The sequence below is a fragment of the Aliikangiella maris genome (genome assembly GCF_040719265.1).
Lineage (GTDB): Bacteria > Pseudomonadota > Gammaproteobacteria > Enterobacterales > Kangiellaceae > Aliikangiella > Aliikangiella maris.
The window spans coordinates 57518-72416 of record NZ_JBFDAH010000022.1; the positions used below are offsets into that span (position 1 = coordinate 57518).

Below are 14899 nucleotides of genomic sequence, written 5' to 3' on the forward strand. Positions count from 1 at the left end.
CAATTTCACTCTAGACAAGACACCTCTCGAAGGGAGAGGTGTTTTTATTTTGGGAAAATTAAAATTGATAAGTCATACTTGCATAATACATTCTTCCACTCGTATCAAACAAGCCACCTGTTGTACCAATATAGTAACTTCCGCCACCAATAAATGCTAATGGTAACTGAGGTGTTCCCTTATCAAAAACATTATTAGCACCAACATTAAAACTTAACTCATCATTAACTCGATAAGAAAAACTCATATCGGTATACCAGATTGGGGCAGTTTCATTGACACTAAGATTTTGTGTTGTTGTAGGGTAAAGTTTTTGCCCACCAACATATCTATTAGCAATCATTGCAGAGTAATTATCAGTTGAATAAGTGACATTAAAAGTACCTCTCCACTCTGGCAGAGCTAAATTACCTGACGTTTCAACTAAAGGTAAACTTGGATCGGATTGTACTTTTCTGCTCAATAGTTTTTGCCACATTGAGTTTAAACGAATTTTTCCTTCGCCTAAATCAAACCGATAGTCAAACTCAAAATCAATCCCTTCAGTGATCATTTTATTTAAGTTTAAAGTAGCAACTTCAACACTAGTGATGACACCATTGTCTTGACGAGTAATCAGATCACAGAATTGATTATCAAGTGATGCCGCTTCAATGCACTCATACATGATAGTTCTTTCACTTAAGTTACTAATTAACCCGGTAACATCTATTTCCCAATAGTCAGCCGTAAAAGAAAAACCTTCGATAAAACTGGGTGTATAAACAATTCCTGCTGTTAATGTTTCCGCCACTTCAACATCAAGGTTTTGGTTACCTTCAGAAATTAAATCGCCCCATTGATACCAGGTAAGTAAACTTTTAACGATATTACCTTGATCATCTCGCTCAAATTCAACCCCCAATGTCTCACAATTGGCTTGACCTTGCGCGGATAGCGTTGGATAGTTACTTTCAGAACATGGTTGATACAACCAGGCACCACTACTACCTTTAGGTGCAAACTGCTCATTAATATTAGGCGCTCTGGTTGCTTCTGAATTAGAAACACGGACAGTAACATCTTCAATCGGTTTCCAAACCAGCCCAACATTCCAACTGGTGCTGCTTCCTGCTTCAGTATAGTCGGCTAAACGAGCCGATAAATTAAGATCGAACTGCTCAGCCATAAAGGTGTCGGATAATAAAGGAATATTAAATTCAGCAAATGCTTCTTTAACACTATAAGTTCCAACGACTGGTTGAGAAGTTGCATAACTACTACCAATTCCTAAAGCATCAATTTGTGAAGGCGTTGTTTCACTTCGCTCCTTCCTATACTCAAGACCGGCAGACATCGCAATAGTACCAGCCCAGTTATCTACTAGATCACCACGTGTACTAAAATGGAAAACATTCTGTGTCTGTTCAGTTTCACCTGTATGATCTACCTTAACATAATCAATCAGCTCTTGTGGCATTGGCACAAATACGTTATGTGGCACACAACCATCTAAACTCACGCCATCACGGTTATATGATAGTGAGCTTGGATCAATATCTGGCAATGAAGCTCGACAAACAACTTCATTGGTATCTGGATGTATTGCAACATCTAATGCGGCATCCCATCTTCCCTGGTAGTAATCTTTAATGGTAAAATCACTGGTTGCTTTACCCATCTGGGCATAAACTTCCCAATCCCAACCAAAGTCAAACTCACCGTTAACAGCTGCGACAAGTTGAAATAAGTCGCGGTCATAATCACTACCACTGTCACCCATTTCATCAAAAACTCTAGAATAACTAAAATAGCCCAAGCCATTATCATCCATCAATGCGGCCAAATCATCTTGAATAAACGGATTATTTCGATAGATATAACCATTATAAGTTGCTTTAGGATCCCATCTAGACTGTGACTTAGACTGCGTGTATTTAGCGTCAACGAATAATTGCGTGCCCCCAAAATCATAATTGAAGGTATTATTAAGCGTAAAACGCTCAGTAGGCACGCGCAATCGATTGTAGTTATAAATAGCAAACTGCTCTCCACCAGGACCTGTTCGAGCAGAAATGATATCGGTAGCTTCATCAGGATTAATAATACCGCCTTCACCTAGTCTTATAGGACGAATAGAACCATCGGCATTGAAGGTATAACCAACGCCATCAAACATGGCAACCGTAGTTGTACTTGAGGCAAGCGAGCGACTTTGTATTGGTATTCTTAATCGATTTGGATCTTCAGGATCTGTGCCAGGCGCATTAACAAAACGCCAGTCGCCATTAGTATAAGGCCTATCTCGAGCTAAAATTTCATCACTAGTATCGTAAGAAAAGTGAGTGACGTTGTTACCTTTTCCATCGTCAAAATCGAAACCATAGGTGATGTTAGCACCTGAGTTTTCGCCATCACTTCTCGATGAAATACCGCCAAAAATATTCACTTGCATACCAGCAAAATCTTTTTTGGTAATAATATTAATAACACCAGCGACAGCATCGGCACCATAAATTGATGATGCACCACCAGTTAATACTTCGATTCTATCAATTAAGGCTGTTGGAATAGTTCCCATATCGACGGTTGAAGTTCCAGGAACAGATCCTACATGACGTCGCCCATTAATTAACGTTAATGTTCTTTTTTCACCTTGACCTCTTAAGTTCTGAGTACTAATACCAGGGGTTCCGTTAGTATTACTTGTACTAGCACCCAAGCCTGGAACCATTGATGGTAATTTATTCAAAAGTTCATTGATATTAACCGCACCACTGGCCTTGATAAGGTCTTCACCCACCACAGTTACTGGTGATGGAGAAGCAGCACCAATACTTAATATTCGGCTACCAGTAATTACGATTTTTTGTGCGCTTTCATCATCTTGTTCATTGCTGTTTTCTGCCGCTATTGCAGGCAAGCTTACCAGTGATAACGCAAGGGCAACCTGACTTGCAAGTTTGCCCAGTTTAAATTGATCTTGATTTATCCCACGTGATTTCACAACAATCCCCCATTAGATTTTGGTATTGGGTTTATCAGTTTTTTTAGAGAACTAATTTTTTATTAGTAGGCATCTATTAATTGGATTAAAAGCGCCAAGCCTATCCTAATTGAACTGTTTAAGTTTGTTACACTGTTGAATTAATGAATCGTCACTCTAATGGATTAAGCGGTAAATTTTTCGTTATCAGTGCCTTAGTAATTATCTCATTTAATATTTCCCAATAAAAAGTCGATTTAATTTATTTAAAAAAGATGATTCAAAATCAAAAAAAACAATAAACCAAACCACGTAACTTTATTTAATTAATAATGCAGTATCGTTTTATACGAGCATGGCGATAGAAAATATGGATAAAAATAGACGGACGGTTTGAACGCATATATTTTAAGAAAGAAATTAAATAAATATTCAATGATTTAAAATTGACTTAACTTAAGTAATCGATAATAAACTCAATCAAAGTAAATTCATTTATTGTACACAATGCGAATTCAATTCACTAAATTAGCGGTTACTAAAAATCTAAACTGTGGATTTTGATCTGAAGAATCGAATGGATAGCAAGTTACCAGCGTCAATCGATTTCCATCAAGTGAATATACTGGTGACACCTTATTAATATCAACAATCTGAATCTCATCGACTTCAAAATTAAATTGTTGCCCATCTTGTCGTTCAACAATAATGTGGTCTAAAGTATTGAGGTGCTGCAAAATTGAAAACTGAGTATCACGATGTGCCGCGATAAAACTATGTCCACTGTCGCCAGGTAATATTTGGGGAGTCATCATTCCGGGAGCAAATGCCAAGCTTTCGCCACTACTATCTGCGAGTACAATAAAGCTTTTTTCCCACAAATAATCTAGCGATGCCTTATCTGACAATTGCTCTTTTTTTAATATTGTCATTTTTGCAACTGGCCATGTATCAGCCCAATCCCAAGGCTTATGTTTAACGCCAGGGTTTGCTAAAGTTGCCTGCCATGCATGAATCAATAATATTTGCGCCAGTTCGGCTTTAACTCGATAGTAAGCCGGTGTTGCCAGTGAAATACTGGCAACGAGCAATAAACCAATGGCACTAAAGTTTAATACTTTTCTGATTAGCATGCGTTGATAGCCTCGCCTAAATAATTAAGACTTCTTGCTTGTAGCTAAGCGAATTAACTGAGAGCAAGCGAACAATAGAGTAGCAGCAATTAGCAACAACCAGTTTTTCGAGGGAGCAAGCCAAAAGTGAATTGACGTTTTAGCAAATTGAAAGCCGCCAAGCTGACTTCCCTTTGGCAAGATAGAAGGAACTATTTGCTCATGGAGCTTTTCAATAACACGCGCAGGGGTTTTATCAATTGCAACTAGACTGGTAAATCGGCTCACAAGATGATGTTTAATTGCAGTGTCAACAATCGTCTGCTTAGCATCGGATGGTACATTACCATGACGATGCTCATTCATAATAGATGCTATCTTTTCACGTGCCCATAATTGACTGACACCCTTTTGTTCACTTGCTGAGGATAAATTAATTGTTGTCTGCCAAATTGCGTTCGACATTTGTCCATTAATTTCCAATGCCCCATTTAAGTCACTGACTTTAGCCTTAATCCAAAGCGGTTCCCCAAGGTAGAGATCGGGGATTCGCTTAGGCCAAATTTCAGCTTGAATTCCATTTTGCCAATTAATCATTAAATTTGACATTGTGGGTGAACTAATTTGGCTAAACAACTGACGCATTTTTGATTCTGAATCCTGAGTATTCGCTACAAAAGTAAAACTACCTCGACCAAACTGAGCAGCTCGCTTCATAAAAAAGGCATTTGGTGCAGAACCAATTCCAACGGTAAATAGACGCGAATCACCTAAGTCATTTGCTATTTTTTGAAATAGTGCAGACTCATTATTAATTGCACCATCAGTTAAAAAAACAACTTGACGAATTCGATTTAATTGAGTTTCCCCTGTCAATGCCAGCTGCATGGCGGATAGCATTTCTGTACCACCTTCAGCAACTAATTCCTGCACATATGCACGAGCTTGCGCCTTAGTTTTTTGATTGACAACTTGTGCATCTTGAAAGAGACTTCGTGCATGATTATTAAAAACAATAAGATTAAAAAGCTCTCCATCATTTAAGGTATTCAATCCAAATAATAACGCTTTTTTTGCTTGCTCAATTGACTCTCCAGCCATTGAACCGGATATATCTAAAATAAAAATCAACTCTCGTGCCAAATCAATACTTTGCTCCTGTTGTGGCGGCATAATCATTAAACTCACAAATTTTTCATTTTCTATAATTTCAGAAAAAATTGCCGCTTTAGGCGCAGCACCTTGAACCGGTTTCCAGCGTATTAAAAAGTCTCTATCAGCTTTATATTGTTTTACGCTAGACAATTCAATTCGATATTGCGAATCTGAAAAAGGTAATATATCAATTTCGTGGCTATCACTTTTAATTAAATCGACAGGGACACCACTATTAAGATTTACTTGAATACTCACTTGGTTGATAGCACTATCAGGTTCTACAAATGCGGGCTGTAATAATTGCTTAGCGGGTGTTTTTGTCTGTAGCCCTTGTTCAAATGAAGAAAACTCTTCAACCAAGGTGGGTAGCGGTGTATATCGTGGCGTAATCGTCAATGGAAAACGCAGAGAAAATCCTTCAGCTAAATCGAATGTTAAATCTTGCTGATATTCAATCATCACTTCGATTGTTTCTCCTGGCGCAATGTTTGCCACTTGATTGCTAAAGATATTTGCACGTTGCTGCTCTACCAATGAAGCCTTTTTACCAGCTTTTTTTGCTGCTTCATAATTTTTTCTGGCCTGGTGCTTTTCTTGAATTTCGCCAACAATCAGTCTTTCACCTATTTTAATAGTTAAATGATCAACTGCTGACTTTTCTGGCAGAGGGAACAAATAGGTTCCTTCAACCCATTCGGTTGATGGATTAGTAAATATTTGAGTTAACCGGGACCTTGCCATCATACCGGCCACATCGATTTGAACCTGAGTATTCATGGTGAGCGCAGGAAACTCACTTCCTTTGCTGTTTTTTAATTTTAATTGCCCCCCTGCAACTTCAGAGTCTTTTGCCAGAGCAGAGAAACTAATCCCCGCGCAGCAAAGTAAAAAAATATAAAACCATGATTTATTAAATTGGAATAATAATTTTGAATTTTCCATTCTTTGACTTCCGCTATTGATATAGTTGACGCAATTATGCACTTGATGCAATTAATAAAGTCTCTATTAAGCCATAAGCTCTGGCTTTAAATCGGTGTGAATTATGAAGAGAAAGTGAAAAAATGTGGCAAAACTATGTTTGCCACCAATAACAGACCACAACGAATAAAAAGTACAATCTCCTTATAAATGAACTGAGTTTACGAATAATAATTTAACTGGGTTGATTTGCCCTTAAAGACCCAATAAGAAAATAAGGTGTATGCCAAAATAAGTGGCAGTACAATCACCACCCCATAAAATATAAAACGTAGTGAAGCAACCGATCCTACCGCCTCATTTGCTAATAATTGAAATGGAATAATATAAGGATAAAAACTGTACGCCAGACCAACTAGGCATAATAAAAACAGCGTGCCAATGCACACAAATGGAATCCAACATAATTGTTGAGAAAACTGATGTATTTTTTTCAGATAATAATCAACCCCTAAAATAAGAACAAAACAAGCTAACGGAATAAGACTTAGCCAAGAAGAAGCAAACCAACGTTCGGCAACCTGCGGATTAATCAACGGATTAACCAGGCAAACAGTTGTGATCCCGGCCATTGTGAAATACCCGGCAATACGAGTACGTTTAACGGCAAACTGCTGTAAATCATGTTCCGTTTTTAACACCAGCCAGGCCCCGCCAATGTAAGCATAAGCAGCACTTACACAAATCGCACTAAGCAGTGCAAATAAAATAGACAAAGTATGATATTGAAATCCCATGACATAAATTCCAAGCATGTAACCTTGCGAGGCAGTCGCCATCCATGAGCCTAAGGTAAAAGCTTTATCCCACCACGGTTTAAATTGACTGAGTGACTTAGCTCTAAAATCAAACGCGACACCTCTTAATATTAACCCAACCAGCAAAACTAAAACGGGTAGATAAAATTCCTTTAAAATGATGTTATGCGCTTTAGGAAATGCAATTAACAATATGCCTACCGCCAACACCAACCAGGTTTCGTTGGCATCCCAAAACGGACCAATAGAGGCTATCATTTTTTGCCGATAATCAGGATGATCGGCTGGTAACAAAATACCAACCCCTAAATCAAAACCATCAAGCAAAGCGTACATAAAAACCGCAACAGCCATCAATAAGAGAAAAATATGTGGTAGTAAACTATCGAGTAACATGTCTTTAGCCTCCTATTGCGTTGAAAGTGCTGGTTGTAGATTTTTAATTTTTAACTGCTTGTCAATTGATAATTCAGATACCTCAAACTCTTCAACAGGTATCGAACGCCGCGCTAAATAAAATACTGTTTGCAAATAAGCAATGAGCAACAAAAAGTAAACCACACAATATACTGCTAAAGAAAAAGCGACATTTTCAGGCGGGATATCAGTGACAGCTTCTGCAACGGGCAAAAAATCACTCACTAAAAAGGGTTGTCGACCAATTTCGGTCACATACCAGCCAGCCAATGTTGCCACCCACCCTGAAAAAGTCATACCAACCAGAAGACTAAGCGATAAACGGCTTAATCTTTTTTTCTGCCAAAGTCGAGCTGCACAAAACCAGCTAACCAATAGCATTAACAGACCAACCCCAAGCATAATTCGAAAACTGTAAAACACAGGTTTTACTGGCGGGTGATGTTTAAAATCATTTAACCCCTGCACTTCACCATTCAAATCATGCGTTAAAATCAAACTTGCCATACTAGGAACAGCAATTTCAAAATGATTTTTTCTTTGCGCTTCATCAGGAATAGCAAATAGTAATAGCGGCGCATTGGTCTGTGTTTCCCACACGCCTTCCATTGCTGCGACTTTTTGTGGCTGGTGTTTTAAGGTATTCAATCCATGTAAATCACCCACCAATATTTGCAGCGGAATAAGAACAGCCGCAGTATAAAGCGCAGTTTTCATTGCAACTTTAGGTGCTGCTTTTTGATCATTTTTTAATAATCGATAGGCAGATAGTCCTGCAATTAAAAATGCAGCCGTTAATCCAGAGGCAATAAGCGTATGCACTAATCGATAAGGAAATGATGGATTAAAAATGATCTGCCACCAATTTTCAGGATGGGCAATCCCATCAATAATCAGATGTCCCTGCGGGGTTTGCATCCAAGAATTTAATGCCAGAATCCAAAATGAAGACATGGTTGTCCCTAACGCAACTAAAAATGTCGATAAAGTATGCAACCAAGGCGGTAAACGGTTCATACCAAATAACATGGCGCCAAGAAAAGTTGCTTCCATAAAAAAGGCCGTAAGTACTTCGTACCCTAAAAGTGGTCCGGCAATATTCCCTGCTCTTTCCATAAATCCTGGCCAGTTTGTTCCGAACTGAAATGACATGGTGATTCCACTCACTACACCTATGGCAAAACTAAGCGCAAAAATTTTGACCCAAAATCGATAAATTCGCATCCATACTGGATGCTGAGACAAGTCGAACCTGACTTTAAAATAAAACAAAAACCAGGAAAGGGCGATCGTTATCGTGGGAAATAAAATATGGAAACTGATATTCACTGCAAATTGAATTCGCGAAAGCAGTAAGGTTTCTAACATGAGAATACTCCATCATCTACTTTAATAAGTCGGTTCCTTAGTTTGTTTTCAATTGAATCATTCAATTGGATAAATCATTTTTTTTGTAAGCTTGTTGTCGACAATATCCCCCATTTTTTTTTAGTGCCGTAAAGTTAATATAAAGAAAATCACTAGCGTCGAGATAATAATTAAGATGACTCACCTTTTCTAAAGCTCAATTTATCTTTTAAATCTAAAACTTTTCCAACGCCAGCACCCAACTTGAGTAAAGTTTTTAAACTATCAGAATTCATTTTATGAATGTCATCAAACCAATTGGTAAATAATTCAATTAGCTCATAAATTTCTTTAATTTGTTGGTTAGCATAAGGATGCTCTCCCTGCTGTTCACTCATCATATGACTGCGCAGCAGGGAGAGTGTAGGCTCAACTTCCCTTTTTCGTCTTTCAGACAAAACTTGAAGAGCCAGCTCCCAGATGGTACCTGCAGGTTTGAAATACTCTTTCCGATCACCAGGAATATGATGCACTCGTATAAGTTGCCATGACTGGAGTTCTTTAATTCCCATGCTCACATTACCACGACTAATACTGAGCATTTTGGCAATTTGCTCTGCGTTTAAAGGGGCTTCAGTGAATACAATGACCGCGAACATTTGCCCAACGGTTCGGTTAAATCCCCAACGACTGCCCATTTCACCAAAATGAACGACTACCGTTTCTAGTTCACAAGGAAGCTCCATCGCACCAAATTCTCAATTTTCAGAAATTTCTGAAAATTATAAATATTTTGAAAACGAATTCAATATGACTAGTTTGCCTCTATTAATTGAATAGTTAAATGCAATAACGTTCAACGGAATAGTCAACCAATCAAACTGGTAGTATTTAACTAACCATATAATTTAAAGGGGTAAATTTATAGCATTACTATATAGTGTTATTAGTATTGCGGCTGATAGCCCAAGAGAGACACAGAAGAATATTATTTCGCACAAAGCCAAACTGACAATAGCTTTAAAAAAACAAGCCGCTGTTAATTTAAGTCTGGGTCAGCAGGTAGACTTGATAGGTTGCAAAGTTAAATGTGGTAGGCCGCCATAATCGTCACATCAGTCACGGCGGGCTCAAAATATTGTTTTCTGACACTTAAATAGGCTTCATCTTTAAAAAACGCCTTCATTGTCGCTTTGTCCGGAAATCGAATGGTAAACACACGATTGATATGATTATCAACCTCTGACTTGAGTACTTCAGCAATTTTCAAATCGTATCCAAATCTTCCGCCATACTGATGTAAGATTGGCATCATGGCTTTTCGATAATTTTGATAGCCAATATCATCAATCACAAATAGCCCGACTAAATTTTCAAATGCCATAAACGCCTCACTCAACACACTCTGTAAAAATTTTAACTTGCTTTGACTCTATTTCAGATACATCAACTCATGCCTTGGCTCTGATTAAAGGCAATCTTTAATCAGAAACCAAACCAATAATTAGTATAAAGCCTAGCCGATCTTACGATATTTTATCCGGGTAGGCGTGTCTGCTTCATTACCCAAGCGACGTTTTCTATCAGCTTCATATTCGGCATAGTTACCTTCAAACCAAACTGTCTTACTATCGCCTTCGTAAGCTAAAATATGCGTAGCAACCCGATCTAAAAACCAGCGATCATGCGAAATAACCACGGCACAGCCCGGAAAGGCCAACAGGGCATCTTCGAGTGCACGCAAAGTTTCAACATCTAAATCGTTGGTCGGTTCATCCAACAGTAACAGATTTCCACCACTGCGCAGCAGCTTGGCTAAATGAACCCGGTTACGCTCACCACCCGATAGATCTTTAATAAACTTTTGCTGATCGCCACCTTTAAAGTTAAACCGTCCTACATACTGGCGAGAAGGAATTTGGTAATTACCAACGGTAATGATATCGGAATCATCAGAAATTTCCTGCCATACAGTATTTGTATCTGTCAGGTTATCACGAGATTGATCAACATAGGCAATTTCAACGGTTTCACCAACCCGTAACTCTCCGGCATCGGGCTTCTCCAGACCAACCAGCATTTTAAAAAGTGTTGATTTACCCGCCCCATTTGGTCCAATAATTCCAACAATTCCACCTTGAGGCAGATTGAAATTTAAATCTTCTACTAGACATTTATCACCAAATCCTTTTTGAATATGATTGGCTTCAATAACCAAATTTCCCAAGCGAGGACCTGGTGGAATATATAAATCACGTGTTTCATTACGGGTTTGATATTCTTGTGAGGAAAGCTCTTCAAATCGCGCCAGACGCGCTTTACTTTTGGCTTGTCGACCTTTCGGGTTTGAACGCACCCATTCCAACTCTTCTTTCATCGACTTAATACGAGCCGTTTCTTTTTTCTCTTCGATTTCTAATCGCTTTTCTTTTTGCTCCAGCCAGGAAGAATAGTTACCTTCCCAAGGAATTCCATGACCTCTATCGAGCTCTAAAATCCAGCCAGCAACGTTATCCAGGAAGTAACGATCATGGGTAATAGCTACCACTGTGCCTTTAAAATCCTGTAAAAACCGTTCTAACCAAGCAACAGATTCAGCATCAAGGTGGTTAGTTGGCTCATCTAGCAACAACATATCTGGCTTAGAGAGTAATAATTTACATAATGCCACTCGGCGTTTTTCACCACCCGACAAATGTTTAACTTCGGCATCCCAAGGCGGTAAACGCAACGCTTCTGCGGCTTTATCAAGCATTCGATCAACTTCCCATCCGCCCACAGCATCAATCTTATCTTGCAGTTCAGCCTGTTCTTTTAGCAAAGCATCAAAGTCTGCATCAGGATCGGCAAATGCATTACTGACTTCCTCAAAGCGCTTTAATATTTGCTTAATTTCGCCAATGCCTTCTTCAACATTGCCTCTGACATCTTTGCTTTCATCTAATTGTGGTTCTTGAGGGAGATAGCCAATATTAGTTCCTTTCAGTGGAATAGCCTCACCTTCAATTTCAGTATCTATTCCTGCCATAATGCGCAAAAGTGTCGACTTTCCCGCGCCATTGAGACCGAGAACCCCAATTTTTGCCCCAGGAAAAAAACTCAGTGAAATATCTTTCAGAATAGTCTTTTGCGGCGGGACAATTTTACTGACCCGGTTCATTGAAAATATATATTGTGCCATGAATATCAATTGCCCTTTTAATCTGTCAAAACTACAGCGAATTTTATCATCGGATGGCTTGAGGATGTAACCGCTTTATTGGACAATGCAGCCTTTATTCCCATAAAAGGAACGGTCTGGCAACATGTGTACATTTCTCAATCGAATCTGTTTACTGTTTTTTGCTGCACTTGCTAACAATCTTTTGGCAAGTGAGTCACCTAATATTTCATTCAAAGATATTCCGCTGGACGACTCGACCGTACAACAAATATACAATCAAGTTGATAAACGCGATGCCTCCCATGAAATATTTCAGCAAGCACTCGCCGCGGATGATTTAACTCAACAAAATGCCGCCTTACTCGGCTTGGGTCGTATCGGTGGAAAAATGGCAATTGCGATGGTTACTCCATTTTTAGGTGCTGATAAACCTTCATTGCGTAAAAATGCAGCCTTCGCTATTGGCATTAGCGCCGATAAAGAAAACGCGCCGTTATTATGGCAACAACTGGCTAAGGAAACCCACCCTTCAGTCAAAAGTGAAATTTATCTTGCCCTGGGTTTACTTGGTCCAGATCAATTGGTAAGTCAATTATTGAAACAATTACCTAAAGAGAAAAATATTGAATTGCAAGGGGCGTTATTCCATGGACTCGGCACCGCCATGGTATTTAACCCACAGTTAAAAGACGATCTGTCACAAGTTGACTTTAATTCACTGCTTGACAGACTGGCAGCACAACCAGAAATAGCCAACAAAATTGGTCTGTTTATCAACCGCGTTCCCGAAGTTGCTAAATATTTATCTGCGACAAAACTATTAAGTCTGACCAAGCAAAAACTCACTTCGCAGCAAATTATGGTCGTTGCACGCTTAATTAATAAAGTCAGCGAAAATAATTCTGCACAAAGCCAGCAAACCAATCGCGCTTTTGTTGCTTGGTTGATTGAACAAAGTGACAGTCAGGATCTGGGGGTACAAATTGCAGCTACGCAAGGATTAAAAAATCTGATTGATTTTCCGCAAACCTTAATTCAATTAGGGAAATTACAACTCTCTCATCAGCCGCAACTGGCGCATACCGCACTGCAAGTCATCGCACAATCTAAGATCGATTCAGAAAAAGTGATGGGACTGCTAAAGCAACAACTAAAAAATGACAATCCAGCAATGGTAGTTGAAGCAATCAACGGCCTGATTTCGCGACAAAATAAAGATAAAATGAGCTGGATTGTTAAACTAATCAAACATCCATCTGACTATGTAAAAATTCGCTTGCTGGGTGCATTACATAATAAATCAAAAACAGATTTTAAAAAAACCATTGAGTTTTTTACAAACGATCCCAGCGAAGCAGTTGCCAATGTCGCTAAAAGCCTGCTCACCGATAACCAACAAGAAAAAGTCACCACGGCAGTCACACCTAAGTTTACAGAAGTACGCAAAGTAATCGATAAGAAAATAGTTTTATCGACAACCGCAGGTGAAATCACTCTGGCTTTACTTCCCCAAGCACCATACACCAGTTGGCACTTTGTTCAATATGTTAATCAGGGTTTATACAATGGCAGCTACTTTAGCCGTGTAATCGGCAACTTTGTTGCTCAAGGTGGCGATTCAATTGGCAATGGTGAAGGGTCGAGTAATACCACGATTCGCGAAGAAATTAGTTTTCTAGCGCATATCCCAATGACAGTCGGCATAGCCACACTTGGTAAAGACACCGGTACTTCACAGTTTTTTATTAATACCGCCAGAAATTTACACTTAGATAGAAAATACACGATTTTCGCTACTGTTATTGCAGGTCAGGAAAATGTTTATCAATTAACAAATGGTGCTAAAATTATTGAAGCCAAGGTCGTTGAAGCTGACTAGCGATTAAAACGATTTAACTGGCTCGAAAGAATCATTAAAAGTTTCACTGGTTACTTTAAAATTATCACTTGTTACACCTGAGTATAGTTAACAACCTTGATATTTGATATTTGATATATCATAAAAGAACTTTGGTAAAAGAAGAAGAGTAAGCCCACCTTACAGTGGGCTAATATAAACAGTGGGCTAATATAAAAAACCGGTATTACATTTATCAGATAAATAGCTTACGACCGCCCGATGATAAAGAGCCATCATCAATCAGATAACTAACCGACTTATTTGATTGGAATACCATTCAAAGGTTTACAAATATCTAATACCATTGAGGTATGCACACGGGCAACTCCTTCAATTGCCGAGATCGTATCATTGACTAAGTGATTCAGTTGCTGTGAATTTTTTACCATGACTCGAATTTGTAAATCATGGCTACCTGTAATGTGTAAAATTTCAACAACTTCATCTATGGCTTTGAGTTCAGCTAATACTTGGTTTCTTTTTTCGATAGTATGATCTTCGAAGTCAACAAACACCAGACTCACTACATCAAATCCCGCTTTTCGATGCTCAAGTACTGCTACATAACCTTTAATGTATCCAAAAGACTCAAGCTTCTCTATTCGCGAGTGGCAAGCAGGTGCAGATAATCCCACCAACTCAGCCAGCCTATTTAATCTAATACGACCATCTTTTTGGAGAATGCTTAATATTTTCCAATCGATTTCGTTTAAATTTATTTCTACCATTTGCTCGTATAAATTGTACCTGGGTGTGCCAATAGTAGAACAATTGCAAACTAATGAAAAGATTCACTAAGACACATTTGCAGAGTTTTTTATTGCCTAACAGCAAAAAACACATAATCACATACGGTAATATGACAGTTTTCACTAAATTCTTATATCAGAGAAAATTTACTGTAAGAAAATATTATAAAAAGAAATTCCAACCAGTTAATACAGCAAACGCCAGCCCACCTGAGTTTGCTGGAAGTGCAGTAAGGATTTGCTAAGCTTGTCATAGGGTTACGTAAAGGTTAAGTCGCCATTGATATTAAAAGTTGAGTTAATTTGATACAGCAAAACCAAGTTTTCATCAATTTAAGTTTAACAATAT

General features: G+C 38.6%; 10 protein-coding genes. 1 reads left to right on the top strand and 9 read right to left on the bottom strand.

The window, feature by feature from the left end:
- Positions 1–58 precede the first annotated feature (58 nt).
- The 8 genes from ABVT42_RS17010 to ettA form a co-directional block, all read right to left on the bottom strand.
- Entirely contained in the window at positions 59–2986 is a 2928-nt protein-coding gene (locus ABVT42_RS17010) for a TonB-dependent receptor domain-containing protein (protein WP_353897008.1), read from the bottom strand.
- 494 nt (positions 2987–3480) lie between these two features.
- Entirely contained in the window at positions 3481–4098 is a 618-nt protein-coding gene (locus ABVT42_RS17015) for a class GN sortase (RefSeq protein ID WP_353897009.1), read from the bottom strand.
- Between the two features lie 24 nt (positions 4099–4122).
- Positions 4123–6177 (bottom strand): marine proteobacterial sortase target protein, encoded by a 2055-nt coding sequence (locus ABVT42_RS17020; RefSeq protein ID WP_353897010.1) that lies wholly within the window; start codon positions 6175–6177, stop codon positions 4123–4125.
- Positions 6178–6377: 200 nt separating this feature from the next.
- Entirely contained in the window at positions 6378–7370 is a 993-nt protein-coding gene (locus ABVT42_RS17025; RefSeq protein ID WP_353897011.1) for a cytochrome d ubiquinol oxidase subunit II, read from the bottom strand.
- A 12-nt stretch (positions 7371–7382) separates the two neighbouring features.
- The gene (locus ABVT42_RS17030; RefSeq protein WP_353897012.1) at positions 7383–8759 is read right to left on the bottom strand and encodes a cytochrome ubiquinol oxidase subunit I; all 1377 of its coding nucleotides are present in this window, start codon (positions 8757–8759) and stop codon (positions 7383–7385) included.
- Positions 8760–8929: 170 nt separating this feature from the next.
- Positions 8930–9484, bottom strand: coding sequence for a GbsR/MarR family transcriptional regulator (locus ABVT42_RS17035; protein ID WP_353897013.1), 555 nt, complete (start codon positions 9482–9484; stop codon positions 8930–8932).
- 338 nt (positions 9485–9822) lie between these two features.
- Positions 9823–10122: a DUF1330 domain-containing protein gene (locus ABVT42_RS17040; RefSeq protein WP_353897014.1), complete on the bottom strand. Its 300-nt coding sequence runs from the start codon at positions 10120–10122 to the stop codon at positions 9823–9825.
- Between the two features lie 132 nt (positions 10123–10254).
- The gene (gene ettA, locus ABVT42_RS17045) at positions 10255–11919 is read right to left on the bottom strand and encodes an energy-dependent translational throttle protein EttA (RefSeq protein ID WP_353897015.1); all 1665 of its coding nucleotides are present in this window, start codon (positions 11917–11919) and stop codon (positions 10255–10257) included.
- A 124-nt stretch (positions 11920–12043) separates the two neighbouring features.
- On the opposite strand from ettA, the gene ABVT42_RS17050 reads away from it, so the two are divergent.
- Positions 12044–13780: a peptidylprolyl isomerase gene (locus ABVT42_RS17050; protein WP_353897016.1), complete on the top strand. Its 1737-nt coding sequence runs from the start codon at positions 12044–12046 to the stop codon at positions 13778–13780.
- Between the two features lie 278 nt (positions 13781–14058).
- Here the strand turns inward: ABVT42_RS17050 and ABVT42_RS17055 are convergent, their stop codons facing one another.
- Positions 14059–14529 carry an Lrp/AsnC family transcriptional regulator gene (locus tag ABVT42_RS17055; RefSeq protein WP_353897017.1) on the bottom strand — a complete coding sequence of 157 codons (471 nt, stop codon included), beginning with the start codon at positions 14527–14529 and terminating at the stop codon, positions 14059–14061.
- Between the last annotated feature and the right edge of the window lie 370 nt (positions 14530–14899).